Raw genomic sequence first — 16,732 nt, forward strand, 5'->3', positions numbered from 1 at the left:
GTAAAAATGATGTATAATAGGGATATCTGTTTAGAGGAGAGGTTATATATGGCGAAGAAAAGACAGCCGCAAAAGGCAAGACAAACGAGAGAAGATAAACCGCTGACCCTCGGGGACATGATTAACCAGGATTTGTTCAACCAGCTGAAAAACCGCCAGCAGGAATTAAAGGCGGAAGAAGCACGCAAAGCGGAAGAAGAAGAAAAGCGCAAACGCGAGGAGCGCCGGCTGAAGGAGAAAAATAAGAGCTTCGAGGAGCTTCTGAATGAGAGTGGCATGAATTGGAAGGAATTCAAATAAGAATTCCTCCCGTTCAACATAAAAAAGCCTGTCCCCAAATGAACTGCACCCCAATTGTTAGACACACCTAACAATTGGAGGTGCAGTTTTTTTATGGCTAAGTTTACTTCAAAAGAAAAGTTAAATGCAGTTAAAAGATATCTAAATGGCAATGAGGGGCACAAAACAGTGGCTAAATCCATTGGGGTTCATCATAGTGTTCTTTCCAATTGGATCAAACAATATGAATTCACTGGCGAAGCTGCTTTTGAAAAACCCTATACAACCTACTCCCTAGAGTATAAACTGGACGTACTCAATTATATGAACGACCAAGGGACATCCTTTAGGGAAACAGCTGCCATTTTTAATATTTCCTCTCATGAAACACTCCGGAAATGGAAGCTTGCCTTTGATACAGGAGGACTGGATGCCCTTAAACCATTGAAAAAGGGGCGTCCAGGCATGAATAAAGATTCAAAGAAATCAACACCTGCAGAAGGATCTGTAGAAGCACTCCAAGCTGAATTAGAACGTTTACGTATGGAGAATGCGTATTTAAAAAAGTTGAATGCCTTAGTTCAAAATAAGGAAAAATCACCAAAGAAGACAAAGCGCAAGTAGTCTATGAATTAAGGCATGAATTTCCGGTGAAAGCACTTTTGAAGTTCGCAAAAATCCCTAGAAGCACGTATTATTATTGGGTGAAAAACATGGGAAAGCCCGATCCAGATGCAGAATTGAAGAAAATGATCCAATCGATTTATGATGAACATGAAGGCCGTTTTGGCTATCGCCGTATTCGGGATGAATTAAGGAATCGGGAGCTCAAGGTAAACCACAAAAAGGTACAGCGCATCATGAAGGAATTAGGCCTAAAATGCCTGGTACGTATGAAGAAATACCGTTCATATAAGGGAACTGTAGGTAAGATTGCCCCCAACATCCTAGACCGCAACTTCAAGGCTGATAAACCAAATGCGAAATGGGTAACCGATATCACTGAATTTAAACTGTTTGGCGAGAAGCTTTACCTATCACCGATTCTCGATTTATATAACGGTGAAATCATCACCTATACATTAGGTTCAAGACCAACATATTCCCTTGTTTCCACTATGTTGGATCAAGCTTTTGAGAAATTGACAGGGGAGGAAACTCTTCTCATTCACTCAGATCAAGGCTGGCATTACCAGATGAAGAAATACCAGCTTTCTCTAAGCGAACGAAAAATCACGCAAAGCATGTCCCGTAAGGGAAACTGCTACGATAATGCCGTGATTGAAAATTTCTTCGGAATTATGAAATCTGAGTTTCTCTACTTCAAAGAATTTGATAGTGTCGAGCACTTTAAACAGGAACTGGAAAAATATATAGAATACTATAACCATAAACGGATTAAGGCAAAATTAAAGGGCATGAGCCCGGTGCAATACCGAGTTCATGCCCAGTTAGCTGCCTGATGAAATACCCGTGTCTAACTTTATGGGGTCACTTCAAAAGGGCAGGCTTTTTCCAATTCTATCGATGCTCCGCATAAACATTCGCTTTCGTCAGCTCGCGAATCAGGCTAATTTCTTCATAAGAAAGCGGCTCAGCCCTTACCGCGCTGGCATTTTTCTTTACCTGTTCCACACTGCTCGCGCCAGCTACAACCGCGGCAACGGCCGGATGCGCCAAATTGTATTGAATGGCAGCCTCTTCCAATGGACGGGCAGCGAGTTTCTCCTTAAGTGCCGGCAGCAATTCTCTAAGCTCCTCATACTGATAGTCGAGAAAGCCTTTTTCAGAAGCCTTTTCAAGCATCCGGCCGCTCAAAAGCCCTTTCGCGACAGTTCCTCTCGTCACCGCGCTCATTCCGCTCCGCTCCAGCAATGGTAGAATTTCTTCTTCAGGCCGCCTATCGAGCATGCTGTACTGGACCATGACAGAAACCATTCCACTTCTGTCGACATATTCTCTGACGACGTTTGGCCGGATGGAAGAAATGCCGTAATAACGAATCAAGCCTTCGGCTTTCAATTCCTCGAACGCTTCAATCGTCTCGTCGATTGGATCGTTTATCGTCCCGCCATGAAGCTGATACAAATCAATATAATCTGTTTGCAGCCGTTTCAGACTATCCTTCACAGCCTGTTTAATATGTTCTTTTGAAGGATCCCAGTTCCAGCCACTCTGATCAGCACTCCAACGATTACCGGCCTTCGTGGCAATAATGACTTTGTCGCGCCGCCCCTTCAGGCACTCACCGACAATTCTTTCATTTTCACCGAAATCATAGAGATCCGCTGTGTCAAAATAAGTGATCCCCTCATCAAGCGCAGCGTCAATGATTAAGCGGGCCTTGTCCAAATCTGTGCCAAGTGACATGCAGCCCAATCCAAGCGCGCTTACCTCCAGGCTTGAATTGCCAAGCTTATTTTTTCTCACCGTCATCCACTCCTTCTGGGTCCTATTCTACCCGTACGGAGGAATTAGCGGCAACTCGCATGCTTTTTGGTTTCTGTTTTAATTAATTCAGCGACAGTTAGATGAACTGTGCTGCATTCTTTTAATAAATAAAGGATTTCCGAAGCCTTCCCAGTTAAAACAAACCCTTTATCATGCATATATGCCTTCATGTCCAAGCGCCCCCAATAAAAAGTATGATAAAATGTATGAGCAAATAATTGGGAATAGAACAGGAGTGGCATAGATGGAACGACTCGAGGAAAAAACGATTAGCAGTAAAGAAATTTTTAATGGCAAAATCATTTCCGTCAGGGTGGACGATGTTGAGCTCCCGAACGGAAAAACGTCGAAACGGGAAATCGTTAAACACCCTGGTGCGGTAGCAGTTATCGCAGTGACCGACGACAACAAAATTATTTTGGTTGAGCAATATCGAAAGGCAATGGAAAGAACAATGGTTGAAATTCCCGCCGGAAAGCTTGAAAAAGGGGAAGATCCTAAAGAATGCGCGCACCGGGAGCTTGAAGAAGAAACGGGGTATGAATGCAAGGAGCTGGAATGGCTCACTTCATTCTATACCTCTCCGGGCTTTGCGGATGAAATCATCCATCTTTATATCGCAAAAGGGCTTTCGAAAAAGGAAAATGCGGCTAGCCTCGATGAGGATGAGTTCGTAAACCTGGAGGAAGTGACACTCGAACAGGCACTCGAATATGTAAAAGAGAAGAAAATTTACGATGCCAAAACAGCTTATGCCATTCAATATCTTCAACTCCAGGAGGCGCTGTCTAAATAATGGAACGTTATTTTGCCGACTTGCATATCCACATCGGGCGGACCCGGACCGGAAAGCCAGTTAAAATAACCGGAGCAAAAACGCTGACATTTACGAATATAATTGAACATGCGAGAGATGAAAAGGGCCTCAACATCATCGGGATTATCGATTGCCATTCACCCGAAGTCATCGCCGAGATGGAGAGCCTGATTGCTTCAGGCGACATGGCTGAACACCCGGAAGGCGGCCTCCTCTACGGAGAAATGGCGGTCATACCGGGCTCGGAACTGGAAATTTATGATGAACAATGCCGCGGGCCGATCCACGTGTTATGTTTTTTGCCGACGCTTGAAAGAATGAAAGAATTCTCCATGTGGCTGTCAAGCCGAATGAAGAATATAACCCTTAGTTCCCAGCGAATTTATGCGTCTGGGAAGGAACTTCAGAAAATCGTGAAACGACTTGGCGGTCTGTTTATCCCGGCCCATGTTTTCACTCCTTTCAAAAGCCTTTTTGGTAAAGGGGTCAATCAATCACTGACAGAAGTGTTCAACCCGGACATGATTGACGCAATTGAGCTTGGATTAAGCTCAAATACAAGGATGGCGGATGGACTGGAGGAATTGCACCGTTATCCTTTTTTGACGAACTCTGATGCCCATTCCCTGGCTAAAATCGCCCGCGAATATCAGGCGCTCAAACTTAGTGAACCGTCATTCACGGAACTGGCACTTGCATTAAAAGGGGAAGGGGGCAGAGAAATACTCGCGAATTATGGACTTGATCCGTTGCTAGGGAAATACCATGGGACCGTATGCGCTGAGTGCCTAACCCCCTTAGTTACAGCTGGTCTGCCATGCACTCATTGTGGTTCAGTGAAAACGGTCAAAGGAGTAGCGGACCGGATTGCCGAGCTCTCTTCTTCAAAAGAAAGACCGGAGGACAGGCCGCCTTACGTCCACCAGGTTCCGCTTGAGTTTATTCCAGGCCTTGGGCCGAAGATGCTTGAGAAACTGCTTTCCCACTTTGGGACGGAAATGGACATCCTTCATCATGTCCCCGAGGAGGCGATGGAAAAGGTGATTCCGCCCAAATTAGCCGGACTCATTATCAAGGCAAGGGAAGGGCGCCTGAACCTAAAAGCCGGTGGAGGCGGGAAATACGGGAAAGTAGACATATAATACAATGTCAAACCGGTTTTTCAGTCATATTGAAAGTGGACAGGCATACAATGGTACAAACTACCATAGGGGGAAATGCCATGAAAAAACGTTTGAACCAGTCCATCGCAGCTGCATATTTAGGTGAGCACTCCTCAATTTTTTTATTTGTATCGATTTTGTTTATGATGGGAGTCATATTCGGGGCGGTCATCGTAAACAGTATGAGCTTTACGCAAAAGGAAGATTTATTTTATTATTTGTCCCAGTTCTTCGGCCAAATCGCCATTGGAAAAACTGAGGGTTCAAGGGACATTTTTGTCCAAAGCCTTCTCCATAACAGCAAATTCATCGGGTTGATGTGGGTGCTAGGCATCTCAATCATCGGTTTGCCTGTGATCCTCGTACTTTTGTTTATTAAAGGAATGGTCGTAGGCTTTACCGTCGGTTTCCTGGTGAGTCAAATGGGCTGGGACGGATTTGTGTTTGCCTTTGTGTCGATTTTTCCGCAAAATGTCTTCATTATCCCTGTGTTTATCATGATGGCTGCTGTTTCGGTTGTTTTTTCTTTAAAAATGATTAGAAGGCAGTTCTTCAAAAAATATGGACAGCCTGTCCTGCCGCTCTTTGGACGATATTTTCTCTTTTTGGCCGCGGCGATTTTACTTCTTTCAGCAGCATCAGCCATTGAGGCTTACTTGTCTCCAGGCTTTATGAAATCGGTAGCGGAAGGTTTTAAATGATAATCAATTCCACTTAATAATCATTATTAACTCTTATTTATAATGATTTTAGTTTTCATCCTTCTTTCTATCTGTTATAATGAGAAATGACAGTTGCGAGGGAGGACGACCGCATGGAAACGAGAATCGAGAGAATAAAAAAACAATTGCATTCATCGAGCTATAAGCTTACTCCGCAACGTGAAGCTACCGTTCGAGTACTACTTGAGAATGAAGAGGATCATTTAAGCGCTGAAGATGTCTACCTGCTCGTAAAGGAAAAGTCACCTGAAATAGGATTGGCAACTGTTTATCGGACACTTGAACTGCTTACTGAACTTAAAATAGTCGATAAAATCAATTTCGGAGACGGGGTTTCGAGATACGACCTTCGCCAGGAAGGCGCGGCCCATTTCCATCACCATCTCGTTTGCATTGAATGCGGAGCGGTCGATGAAATACAAGAAGACCTCCTCGAGGATGTCGAAGAAATTGTTGAAAGGCGCTGGAACTTCAAAATCAAAGACCACCGCCTGACATTCCACGGAATCTGCCACCGCTGCCAGGACAAAGTTGAAGCGGCAGAATCCTGACACAAACAAAATTAAACCGTAAGTAACGGCCCTTTCAAAAATTGAAAGGGTCTTTTTAAGTTCTCACTAAGCTAAAGAGGTATAAAATACAGCAAAATTGGCATACCTTGTACTAACATCTGCTTTTTTGGGAGGTTAATATGGTTTCATTTTGCAAAGCCGTCTATCATACGCTGAAAGTATTAATCCTTTTTATTGCCTCCACGCTGCTCTTTTATTATGGTATGATGTGGATACATGAGGAGTATCAGAGCTACCACCGGTACGATAAGCCGAAGGGGGCAGCTGTAAAAGTTTTCAATTCAGAGGAAACAGGCAACCCCGAATGGCTGGACCGGCTGTTATTGTTCTATATGAGCGGGGAGTAATGCACAATGATAGAAGATCATTTAAAGGATTTTATCCACTTTTTAATGGTGGAAAAAGGTCTCTCGCAAAATACGCTAATCGCTTATGAGAGGGATCTAAAAAACTATTTGCGGCACTTGAAGTCTTCAAATGAAGTTTCAGCAATAGATGAAGTTCAAAGAACCCATATTTTGCAATTTCTGGGCGCCCTGAAGGCTGAAGGGAAATCAGCAAGGACGCTTGCCAGGCATGTGGCTTCAATCCGATCGTTCCACCAGTTTCTGCTGAGGGACAGAGCGGCAACCCATGACCCGACGGTCCACATTGAGTCGCCCCAACTGGAGAGGACTCTGCCAAAGGTTTTGAGTATGCAGGAGGTAGAAACCCTGCTGGAAGCACCGGCAAAACAGGACCATTTTGGATTAAGGGATAAAGCGATGATTGAAACCCTTTATGCCACGGGCATCAGGGTTAGTGAACTAATCGGCTTGAATATGGATGATCTGCATTTAAGCATGGGATTTTTACGCTGCATAGGAAAAGGAAATAAAGAAAGAATCATTCCGGTGGGAAGAACCGCGGCCGAGGCACTGGAGTTGTATTTAGCGAAAGGAAGGCCGCATTTTATCAGCAAAAAAGTTAGAGAAGATGCATTGTTCCTGAATCATCAGGGAAAACGATTGACAAGACAAGGTTTTTGGAAAATTCTGAAAAAACTCGCCACAGAAGCGGGAATTGAAAAAGAATTGACTCCACATACACTTCGACATTCTTTTGCCACCCATTTGCTTGAAAATGGCGCGGACCTCAGGGCTGTCCAGGAAATGCTCGGGCATTCCGATATCTCCACGACACAGATTTATACCCATGTGACGAAGGTACGACTAAGGGATGTTTACAGCAAATTTCATCCAAGAGCTTAATAAATTCATTGTTTACCAGAGCCAGACAAAACGTCTGGCTTATTTATATTTAATGCCTTTCTTAAAGCATTATTATAATAATTAAACATCTTATTTTTTCTCTGAATTGCTTGTATTTTTATGTTGATTTAGTAAAATAAAGATGTCAGACTTCTGACGTTTACACTATGGTTAATGGAATTTCATAAGAGGGTATACTATCTTTATTATTGTTGTCTCCATCATAAAGGAGGAAGGAAGAATTGAGTAAAGCTAATGCATTTAAACGCATTTTTTTGGTTGTAATGGATTCGGTCGGGATTGGTGAAGCTCCTGATGCCGAAAAATTCGGTGATAAAGGGTCTGACACTTTCGGCCATATTGCTGAAGCAATGAATGGACTGAATATGCCGAACATGGAAAAGCTTGGTTTAAGCAACATCAAGGAAATCAAGGGCATAAATAAGCAAGAAAAGCCGTTGGCTTTCTATACGAAGATGCAGGAAGCATCGAATGGAAAGGACACAATGACAGGTCATTGGGAAATCATGGGCTTGAACATCCAGACACCTTTCCGAGTATTTCCGGAAGGATTCCCGGATGAGTTACTATCCGACCTTGAATCCCGTACAGGCAGAAAAATCATTGGTAACAAGCCTGCAAGTGGCACAGCCATCCTTGATGAGCTTGGCGAGGAACATATGAAAACCGGTGCGCTGATCGTTTATACCTCTGCCGATTCAGTCCTCCAAATTGCCGCGCATGAGGAGGTCGTTCCTATTGATGAATTGTACAAAATTTGTGAAATCGCCAGGGAACTGACACTGGATGAAAAATACATGGTCGGACGAATTATTGCGAGGCCTTTTGTTGGCGAACCTGGTAACTTTAAAAGGACGGCAAACAGGCATGACTATGCCTTGAAGCCATTTGGGCGCACGGTCATGAATGAACTGAAGGATGCTGGCTTAGACGTCATTGCAATAGGCAAAATTTCGGATATTTATGATGGCGAGGGTGTGACACAATCACTTCGGACTGTTTCCAATATGGATGGCATGGATAAACTCATCCAAACATTGGATATGGACTTTACGGGGCTCAGCTTCCTAAATTTGGTTGACTTTGATGCACTTTACGGGCACCGCCGCGACCCAATCGGATATGGAAAAGCGCTCGAGGAATATGACGCCCGCCTAACGGAAGTGTTTGATAAGCTCCAAGACGATGATTTATTAATTATCACAGCGGACCACGGGAACGATCCAGTACACCCTGGAACAGATCACACAAGGGAATACGTACCGCTTCTCGTTTATTCAAAGAAAATGAATGGCGGAAAAGAACTTCCAATCCGCGACACATTCGCTGACATAGGGGCAACCGTTGCAGAAAACTTCAACACAAAATTGCCTGAATTCGGCAAAAGCTTCTTGCAGGAAATCAAGTAAAATAGAACAAAGAACCGATGATTTAGCAGGCGGGAAAAAGGGAAAAACAGAAAAGGGAACTTTAATAAGGCTTTCTGAAATGGAAATTCACAGTCGAGTTGAAGCTTTCCCTTTCTGTTTAAATTTGCAGTAAAAATACATGAATTGTGGGTGAATCATATGAGAATGGTAGATTTAATTGAAAAAAAGCGGGACGGATTGGAGCTATCAACAGAAGAGGTCAATTATTTTATTAAAGGATACACGGAAGGTTCCATACCTGACTATCAAGTAAGCGCAATCATGATGGCGATCTACTTTAACGGAATGACAGAAAGAGAACGGGCCGATTTAACAATGGCTATGGTCGAGTCTGGTGATCAAATCGATCTGTCAGAGATTGAGGGTGTGAAAGTCGATAAACACTCTACAGGAGGAGTCGGCGATACGACAACACTCGTCCTTGGCCCGCTTGTTGCGGCAGTTGACGTTCCTGTAGCAAAAATGTCCGGGCGCGGCCTCGGTCATACAGGGGGCACCATTGATAAATTGGAATCAGTTTCCGGTTTTCATGTGGAAATTGAGAATGCCGAATTTATTGACTTAGTAAACAAAAATAAAATTGCAGTCATCGGCCAGAGTGGAAATCTAACACCAGCAGATAAAAAACTTTACGCCCTTCGTGACGTGACTGCTACAGTTAACAGCATCCCACTCATTGCAAGCTCAATTATGAGTAAAAAAATTGCCGCCGGCGCCGATGCAATTGTCCTGGATGTAAAAACAGGCGCGGGCGCATTTATGAAAACGCTTGATGATTCGAGGGAACTGGCAAAAGCAATGGTGCGAATCGGCAATAATGTAGGCCGCAAAACAATGGCGGTGATTTCTGACATGAGCCAGCCGCTCGGGTTTGCGATTGGCAATGCACTTGAAGTAAAAGAAGCGATTGATACATTAAGAGGGGAAGGGCCTAAAGACCTTACCGAACTCTGCCTGACCCTTGGCAGTCATATGGTTTATGTCTCCGGGAAAGCTTCTTCTCTTGCCGAGGCAAGAGCGATGCTTGAAAATGCAATTAAAGATGGTTCGGCCCTTGAAAAGATGAAACAATTTCTTTCCTCACAAGGCGGGGACGGTTCGATTGTCGATGATTTATCAAAGCTCCCGCAAGCGAAATATATTTTTGAATTGGAAGCTGAAGAAGATGGCTATGTTTCAGAAATCATAGCCGATCAAGTTGGAACAGCCGCGATGCTTCTCGGAGCGGGCCGTGCGACAAAGGAGTCGGAAATCGACCTTGCTGTTGGGATTCTCTTAAGGAAAAAGATTGGCGACCAAGTTAAAAAAGGAGAATCGCTCGCAACCATCCATAGTAACTTCGAAGATATCGCACAAGTGAAACAAAAGCTCACCCAAAGCATTAAACTGTCCGAAACCAAACCAGAAACACCAACTCTCATCCACGAAGAAATTACAGAATAAACACCAAGACTCCGATAGTTCACTTTCAAAGCAGAAGCAAACTGCCGTTTTCGGTCGCTTGCTTCTGCTTTTTTGTGTTTCCTCATTGTATAAAACAACCATTTTTGGAAAAAATGGAGCGTATAAAGAATGGAGGGTTATGTACATGAAACGATTAAGTTCAATAATGCTGGCAGGAATCCTTTCACTTACAATTGTTTTGCCGGGGGTGTCCGCGCAGGAAACAAAAAATACGGACCTTGCCAAGGATGTCAGGTCGGCCATTCTGATAGAAAGGGATACCGGTACTGTCCTTTATGAGAAAAACAGCCAGGAGGCGCTTCCCCCCGCTAGCATGACAAAGGTTATGACGATGCTCCTCATTATGGAGGCAATGGATCGGGGCAAGCTTGATATTAATGAAAAAATCAGGGCAAGCGAATATGCAGCTTCGATGGGAGGTTCACAGATTTTCCTTGAGGCCGGCGAAGAGATGACGACAAGGGAATTGCTAAAAGGGATCGCGATTGGTTCGGGGAATGATGCTTCCGTAGCCATGGCTGAAAGAATTGCCGGATCGGAAGAAGCATTTGTCGATATGATGAATAAAAAGAGTAAGGAGCTCGGGCTAAAAAATACGGTTTTCAAGAACACGACAGGGCTGCCAGCTGAAGGCCATGTCAGCACAGCCGCCGATATGGCTGTAATGGCAAAAGAACTTTTAAAATATGAGGATATCACCAAATATACCGGAATGTATGAAGCGTATTTGCGCGAAAATACAGATAAAAAGTTCTGGCTTGTGAACACAAATAAGCTCGTCCGCTTTTATCCCGGGGTGGATGGATTAAAAACGGGTTTTACTGCTGAAGCGAAATATTGCCTTACCGCTTCAGCACAAAAGAATGGTATGAGGGTAATAGCTGTTGTGTTTGGGGCGCCAACTTCAAAAGCGCGCAACGCGCAAATTTCAAAAATGTTCGATTATGCTTTCGGCCATTATGAGACACATCCTTTATTTCAAAGGAATGTAGCAGTAGGCCAGGCTCAAATTAGTAAAGGCAGCATGAAAAAGATTGAGGCTGTCACAAGTGAGCCAATTTCAATTTTGACAAAAAAAGGGGAAAAAACAGCGGATATACAAAAAGTTATATCGATTAAGAAAAACTTGAATGCCCCTCTAAACAAAGGTGACAAGGTGGGTACGATCAAAATAATAAAAGATGGAAAGGTACTCCAGGAACGTGCGTTAGTATCGAACCAAACTGTTAAAAAGGCGGACTGGTGGACGCTCTATAAAAGGACGATGGGAATGTTTACGAGAGCCGGCCAATAGGCGTCTGTCGAATTAAAAATATATTCCACTTTCTTTAGCGAATAGCCACTAGTTTTGTCCGTGGTGAAGGATTTAGGCGTAGTGATATCGAATTGACTCACTGTAAGGCAGCCAGCCCGGAATTAAGCGGGCTACATTGGCCTGGGTAAACAGGCAAATAGGCATAGTTTATGATAGGAGGCCGGGACAGTGAGTCTGAACATTGAAATGGAAGTGAAAGGCGAAGTACTATGCATCCGGTTAAGCGGGGAGCTTGATCACCATACTGCGGAGGGGCTGCGCACAAACGCAACCGAAGCAATCGAGGCGCATGGCATTCGTCATATTGTATTGAACCTTGAAGGGCTGTCATTTATGGACAGTTCAGGGCTAGGGGTTATATTGGGCCGGTACAAACAGTTGAAGCAGCTTCACGGGGAATTGGTCGTATGCGCAGTTACCCCTTCTGTTGAAAGGCTGCTTGAAATGTCGGGACTCTTTAAAATTATCAGAATGGAACCAACAGAAGAGTATGCACTTCTGAGACTGGGGGTTGCCTAATGAGAAATGAAATGAGCCTGCAGTTCCGTGCGTTAAGCCAGAACGAGTCGTTCGCAAGGGTCACCGTCGCTGCTTTCATTGCCCAGCTGGATCCTACCATGGATCAGTTAACTGAACTGAAAACAGTTGTTTCAGAAGCAGTGACAAATGCAATCATTCATGGATATGACAATCATCCCGACGGTATCGTCCATATTGATGTCGCTATTGAAGGTGAATGGGCCGAAATTACTATTTGGGATAAAGGAAAAGGTATCGGCGATGTGGAAGAAGCCCGCCAGCCTCTTTTTACAACCAAGCCTGAATTGGAAAGGTCGGGTATGGGTTTTACGATTATGGAAAATTTTATGGATGAGGTAGAAATTCAATCTGAAGAGGGCAAAGGAACAACCGTCCGCATGCGCAAGAACTTATCCCGAAGCAAGATGCTTTGCAATTAAGGAGACCCGCCTATGGATGTTGAGGTCAAAAAAGATCGTAGCCAACCGTTTCTTAAGGACCATGAGGTAAAAGACTTAATTAAGAGGAGCCATGAGGGAGACCAGGGCGCACGGGATATGATTGTCGAAAAAAACATGAGGCTTGTCTGGTCTGTCGTTCAGCGATTTATCAATCGGGGATATGACCCCGATGATCTTTTTCAAATTGGCTGTATCGGCTTGTTGAAATCAGTTGATAAATTCGATTTGTCCTTCGATGTTAAGTTTTCTACCTATGCTGTTCCGATGATTATTGGAGAAATTCAGCGCTTTATCAGAGATGATGGAACGGTTAAAGTAAGCCGCTCCTTAAAGGAAACTGGCAATAAGATCCGCCGTGCCAGGGAAGAATTATCGAAAGACCTTGGCAGAACACCGACTGTAAATGAACTGTCAGCCCATCTTGGTCTTACGCCGGAGGAAATTGTTCTTGCGCAGGAAGCCGCGAGAACTCCTGCATCCATCCACGAAACAGTTTATGAAAATGACGGTGATCCTATTACTCTGCTCGACCAGATTGATGACGGCAATGAAGGTAAATGGTTTGATAAAATTGCCCTCAAGGAAGCGATTGCCGAACTCGATGAGCGGGAAAAATTGATCGTTTATTTAAGGTATTACAAAGACCAAACACAGTCTGAAGTAGCCCAGCGGCTGGGGATTTCCCAGGTACAGGTTTCAAGGCTGGAAAAGAAAATATTGCAGCAAATGAAGAGCCATATGGATCAATGAATCCATATGGCTTTATTTTTTGAGACATAATAAATTTTGTATATCTCGAAAAGTTTGTAATCTAGCTCCAGCGCCTAGCCCCTCGAGGTCTTAAGCCGATTCCCTCCGGAGGGCAGGCCCGTCCTCGGAAATGCTCGCATTTCCTTCGTGCGTGGGTGAATTCTGGGATGCCATTCAGTGTCCTGCGGGACTCGTCTTAAGCTTGGCTACGCTTCGCTCGCATTAAGGGCGACTAAGGTTTTGCTAGGGCAAAACCAAGTCTTTCTATATCGGGGCTGAACAAGGCGCTTGTGCTTTTTAATCGGTAATTATTGGCTATCATGAGTGGGTGCCATTAGTACCATACTAGCAATACAAGGAAAACAATGTCTGGAAGTGAGTGTTTTGGAAAAAACGGTCTACATTCGCATGAGAAACAGAATTCTCGTCCAGCCTGGCCAGGACTTATCCATTGGCGATATCGCGCAAGTCCTTGCGCCCGAAAGTCTTGTGGCAGCAATAAAAAAAATGGACATTTATCAAGTTACTCAAAAAGATAGCAATTTTGTCGTTATTGATGCCATGAAGGTAATTAAAAAGATAACAGGAGCCTTCCCGGATGCCGATATACAAGCAGTAGGCCCGGCACAAACATTGATAGAAGTTGTGGTGAAAAATAGAAAAAGGCTTTCCTTCTCTTTCTTTATTTTGATTTGGCTTTTATTATTTTTCGGCTCGGCCATGGCGATTATGAACTTTCATGATGATGTAAGCATGAAAAGTGTCCAATCTAAGCTCTATACCATCATTACTGGTGAAAAGTCCGAAAAGCCGCTATTATTTCAAATTCCTTACTCCTTAGGTCTAGGGGTGGGGATGGTTTTATTTTTCAACCATATTTTCAAAAAGAGGATAAATGAAGAGCCCAGCCCACTTGAAGTCGAGATGTTTAATTATCAGCAGGCGCTCGATTCGTATGTCATCCTCCACGAAAATAAGGAGAGCATGAAACGGCTTGACAACGATTGAGGTCGTTTTCACGTTATTTATCGCTTTTAGCGGCGGCTTGGCGGTAGGTTCGGGCTATGTAGCATTCCTTACAGTGCTTGGCATTCTCCCGCGTCTGGCACAAATTTCAAAGACAGCAGACAAAATTGTCTGGTATGAAGCGGCGATCATTTTAGGAACGATGGCTGGCATATACGGAGGGCTTAGAGACCCGGTTTTAGGGATATCCCCCTATTTCCTCCTAATTATGGGGCTGGCAGGCGGAATTTTTGTTGGATTGATTGCGGGAGCGCTAGCGGAGGTTCTAAATGTAATTCCTATATTGGCAAAAAGGCTGAATATTGATGGGAAAATTATTGTCCTTTTAATGGCAGTTGTTTTTGGCAAAATATTTGGTTCTCTTTTTCAATGGCTTTACTTTATTAGACAGTAAAAACCCATGGAAGGAGTGATCTTGCTTCATGACTAGGCGGGTTATTCTCGTTACCGATGGCGATGACTATGCAAAACGGGCTGTGGAATGTGTGGCTGAAGAAATCGGAGGGCGGGCCATTTCCCTTTCTGCGGGGAATCCATCCGTGCTTAGTGGGCCAGAAATAGTCCGATTAATTAAAATGGCGAAAAACGATCCTGTCTTTGTCATGTTTGACGATAGCGGCCAGGCCGGGGAAGGGCCCGGAGAAACAGCCTTGAAATATGTAGCCGGCCATCCTGATATAGAGGTACTGGGCGTAATAGCCGTTGCCTCTAACGCACACCACTTGGAATGGACCAAGGTGGATGTGTGTATTGATAGGGAGGGAGAATTGACCTCAAGGGGAGTGGATAAATTCGGGATACAAGAGTTTGAAACCGGAAGAATTAATGGCGATACGGTCTACTGTCTGGACAGCCTGAAAGTGCCGATTATTGTGGGAATTGGGGATATAGGAAAAATGGCTCGGAAGGACCATTACGAGTACGGTGCCCCTATTACAAAAAAAGCGGCCAAGCTTATTCTTGAAAGGAGCGGTTATTATGATAGGAAATGAGGAAAATAAAAAGCTGCTTCCAAAGTCTTTAACAGAAATTGAAAACTATATGAAGGAACGCGCGGGGCTCGGGAAAAGCTTCGACCTAGGGGTAAGAAAGCTCAAAATCCTTCGAAAAGATGTCCATTTTTACTATGTGAACGGCCTATGTGAAACCGCTTTTATTATAGAGATCCTAGAGGAACTAAATGAATCACATTCAAACGGGAAGCTAGCGACAGGAATAATGGGCTATCTTGAACAAAATTTGGCCCATCAATCAGTGGAAAAACTCTATACGATGGAAAAACTTGTTCTGTCTGTTCTATCCGGCCTGATTGTTTTCGTGATGGAGGGAGAAGGAATTGGGCTCTCGGTCGACACGAGGGGATATCCTGGGAGGCAACCCCAAGAACCCGATACTGAGAAAGTGGTCAGAGGATCAAGGGATGGTTTTGTTGAAAATATTATTCTTAATACTGCGCTGACAAGAAGGCGGATTCGGGATGAGCGTCTCCGCTTTGAATTAATTCATGTAGGGAAAAGATCCAAAACAGATATCGCCATCGGCTATATTGAAAACGTCGCAAATCCACTGCTTGTTTCAAGCATTCGCAAAGAGCTGGAAGGCATAAAAGTGGATGGCTTACCGATGGCGGATAAAACGATTGAAGAATTTATTGTAAGGCAAGGTTTCAATCCATATCCCCTTGTAAGGTATACAGAACGCGCGGATGTTGCATCTGTTCATCTTTTGGAGGGACATGTTTTGATTTACGTAGACACTTCACCGAGCGTTATTATTACGCCTGCAACCTATTTCCATCACGTACAGCATGCTGAGGAATACAGGCAGTCACCAGCCGTCGGAACATTTGTCCGCTGGTGCAGGTTTCTGGGAATACTATCTTCCATTGTCCTGCTGCCGTTATGGTACTTATTTGTTGTTGAACCGGGGATGCTGCCTGAACACCTATCCTATATCGGCCCAAATGAAAAAAGCAGCATTCCGATCTTTGTACAGCTTTTGCTTGCGGACTTGGGCATTGAATTTTTGAGAATCGCTGCAATCCATACGCCAACCCCTTTATCAACCGCCATGGGTTTAATTGCTGCGATACTGATTGGCCAAATTGCTATAGATGTTGGTCTGTTCGTTCCAGAGGTCATCCTTTATGTTGCCGTTTCTGGGATAGGAACTTTTACAACGCCTAGCTATGAGCTGAGTGTCGCGAATAAAATAGTCAGATTCATGCTGTTAATAGTCGTTGCTATTTTTCATACCCCTGGCTTTGTCATAGCCACGACAATTTATTTATTGTTTCTTATCCAAATAAAAACGTTTGGTACGCCTTACTTTTGGCCTTTTGTCCCGTTTGAACCAAAGGCTTGTATGCAGATCTTAATTAGAAGGGCTGTCCCGGGATCCATTCTCCGACCAAAAATTATGAAGGCGGACAACCGCACCCGCCAGTCTGCCAAATAACGATTATTGCGGATTGGCACATGCTATGGTAAAGT

Annotated in this window: 19 protein-coding genes and 1 pseudogene; 18 read left to right on the top strand and 2 right to left on the bottom strand. The window is 44.0% G+C overall.

The annotated features are described in order from the left end of the window. Nucleotides 1-48 precede the first annotated feature (48 nt). Together D1B31_RS09580 and D1B31_RS09585 are read left to right on the top strand one after the other, a co-directional pair. On the top strand, nucleotides 49-300 hold the full coding sequence (locus D1B31_RS09580; protein WP_118920689.1) for a YqkE family protein: 252 nt from the start codon (nucleotides 49-51) through the stop codon (nucleotides 298-300). 93 nt (nucleotides 301-393) lie between these two features. After that, nucleotides 394-1,742 (top strand): annotated as a pseudogene (locus D1B31_RS09585) (IS3 family transposase). Between the two features lie 58 nt (nucleotides 1,743-1,800). On the opposite strand, the gene D1B31_RS09590 reads toward D1B31_RS09585, so the two are convergent. Then, entirely contained in the window at nucleotides 1,801-2,709 is a 909-nt protein-coding gene (locus tag D1B31_RS09590) for an aldo/keto reductase (protein ID WP_118920552.1), read from the bottom strand. A gap of 44 nt (nucleotides 2,710-2,753) precedes the next feature. After that, a complete protein-coding gene (gene mciZ, locus D1B31_RS09595; protein ID WP_158587512.1) occupies nucleotides 2,754-2,900 on the bottom strand; it encodes a Z-ring formation inhibitor MciZ in 147 nt (48 codons plus the stop codon). Nucleotides 2,901-2,974: 74 nt separating this feature from the next. On the opposite strand from mciZ, the gene D1B31_RS09600 reads away from it, so the two are divergent. The 16 genes from D1B31_RS09600 to D1B31_RS09675 all read left to right on the top strand — a co-directional run bounded on the left by D1B31_RS09600 (nucleotide 2,975) and on the right by D1B31_RS09675 (nucleotide 16,697). Further along, on the top strand, nucleotides 2,975-3,526 hold the full coding sequence (locus D1B31_RS09600; protein WP_118920554.1) for an NUDIX hydrolase: 552 nt from the start codon (nucleotides 2,975-2,977) through the stop codon (nucleotides 3,524-3,526). Beyond that, nucleotides 3,526-4,689 carry an endonuclease Q family protein gene (locus D1B31_RS09605; RefSeq protein WP_118920555.1) on the top strand — a complete coding sequence of 388 codons (1,164 nt, stop codon included), beginning with the start codon at nucleotides 3,526-3,528 and terminating at the stop codon, nucleotides 4,687-4,689. The genes D1B31_RS09600 and D1B31_RS09605 overlap by 1 nt, the downstream gene beginning before the upstream one ends. 80 nt (nucleotides 4,690-4,769) lie before the next feature. Next, nucleotides 4,770-5,411 (top strand): stage II sporulation protein M, encoded by a 642-nt coding sequence (gene spoIIM / locus D1B31_RS09610; RefSeq protein ID WP_118920556.1) that lies wholly within the window; start codon nucleotides 4,770-4,772, stop codon nucleotides 5,409-5,411. A gap of 113 nt (nucleotides 5,412-5,524) precedes the next feature. Continuing rightward, nucleotides 5,525-5,983, top strand: coding sequence for a ferric iron uptake transcriptional regulator (fur, locus tag D1B31_RS09615; protein WP_118920557.1), 459 nt, complete (start codon nucleotides 5,525-5,527; stop codon nucleotides 5,981-5,983). 140 nt (nucleotides 5,984-6,123) lie between these two features. Continuing rightward, nucleotides 6,124-6,351: a YqzK family protein gene (locus D1B31_RS09620; protein ID WP_118920558.1), complete on the top strand. Its 228-nt coding sequence runs from the start codon at nucleotides 6,124-6,126 to the stop codon at nucleotides 6,349-6,351. Nucleotides 6,352-6,360: 9 nt separating this feature from the next. Next, nucleotides 6,361-7,254, top strand: a complete 894-nt coding sequence (gene xerD / locus D1B31_RS09625) for a site-specific tyrosine recombinase XerD (protein WP_118920690.1) — start codon at nucleotides 6,361-6,363, stop codon at nucleotides 7,252-7,254. 242 nt (nucleotides 7,255-7,496) lie between these two features. Further along, nucleotides 7,497-8,684: a phosphopentomutase gene (gene deoB, locus D1B31_RS09630; protein WP_275670711.1), complete on the top strand. Its 1,188-nt coding sequence runs from the start codon at nucleotides 7,497-7,499 to the stop codon at nucleotides 8,682-8,684. A 159-nt stretch (nucleotides 8,685-8,843) separates the two neighbouring features. Further along, nucleotides 8,844-10,148: a pyrimidine-nucleoside phosphorylase gene (locus tag D1B31_RS09635; protein WP_118920559.1), complete on the top strand. Its 1,305-nt coding sequence runs from the start codon at nucleotides 8,844-8,846 to the stop codon at nucleotides 10,146-10,148. Nucleotides 10,149-10,293: 145 nt separating this feature from the next. Next, nucleotides 10,294-11,463, top strand: a complete 1,170-nt coding sequence (locus D1B31_RS09640; protein ID WP_118920560.1) for a D-alanyl-D-alanine carboxypeptidase family protein — start codon at nucleotides 10,294-10,296, stop codon at nucleotides 11,461-11,463. Nucleotides 11,464-11,652: 189 nt separating this feature from the next. Further along, a complete protein-coding gene (gene spoIIAA / locus D1B31_RS09645; protein ID WP_118920561.1) occupies nucleotides 11,653-12,003 on the top strand; it encodes an anti-sigma F factor antagonist in 351 nt (116 codons plus the stop codon). Beyond that, nucleotides 12,003-12,443, top strand: a complete 441-nt coding sequence (gene spoIIAB, locus D1B31_RS09650; RefSeq protein ID WP_118920562.1) for an anti-sigma F factor — start codon at nucleotides 12,003-12,005, stop codon at nucleotides 12,441-12,443. The genes spoIIAA and spoIIAB overlap by 1 nt, the downstream gene beginning before the upstream one ends. Nucleotides 12,444-12,455: 12 nt before the next feature. Further along, nucleotides 12,456-13,214 (top strand): RNA polymerase sporulation sigma factor SigF, encoded by a 759-nt coding sequence (sigF, locus tag D1B31_RS09655; RefSeq protein ID WP_118920563.1) that lies wholly within the window; start codon nucleotides 12,456-12,458, stop codon nucleotides 13,212-13,214. 384 nt (nucleotides 13,215-13,598) lie between these two features. Then, nucleotides 13,599-14,222: a stage V sporulation protein AA gene (locus D1B31_RS09660; RefSeq protein WP_118920564.1), complete on the top strand. Its 624-nt coding sequence runs from the start codon at nucleotides 13,599-13,601 to the stop codon at nucleotides 14,220-14,222. Continuing rightward, a complete protein-coding gene (locus tag D1B31_RS09665; protein WP_118920565.1) occupies nucleotides 14,209-14,634 on the top strand; it encodes a stage V sporulation protein AB in 426 nt (141 codons plus the stop codon). Before D1B31_RS09660 ends, D1B31_RS09665 begins: the two co-directional genes overlap by 14 nt. A gap of 28 nt (nucleotides 14,635-14,662) precedes the next feature. Continuing rightward, entirely contained in the window at nucleotides 14,663-15,232 is a 570-nt protein-coding gene (spoVAEA, locus tag D1B31_RS09670) for a stage V sporulation protein SpoVABEA (RefSeq protein ID WP_118920566.1), read from the top strand. Further along, complete coding sequence (locus D1B31_RS09675; protein ID WP_118920567.1) at nucleotides 15,219-16,697, top strand: spore germination protein; 1,479 nt, start codon at nucleotides 15,219-15,221, stop codon at nucleotides 16,695-16,697. The genes spoVAEA and D1B31_RS09675 overlap by 14 nt, the downstream gene beginning before the upstream one ends. The last annotated feature ends 35 nt before the right edge of the window (nucleotides 16,698-16,732 follow it).

It is taken from the genome of Neobacillus notoginsengisoli, from assembly GCF_003515685.1.
Taxonomy (GTDB): domain Bacteria; phylum Bacillota; class Bacilli; order Bacillales; family Cytobacillaceae; genus Bacillus_D; species Bacillus_D notoginsengisoli.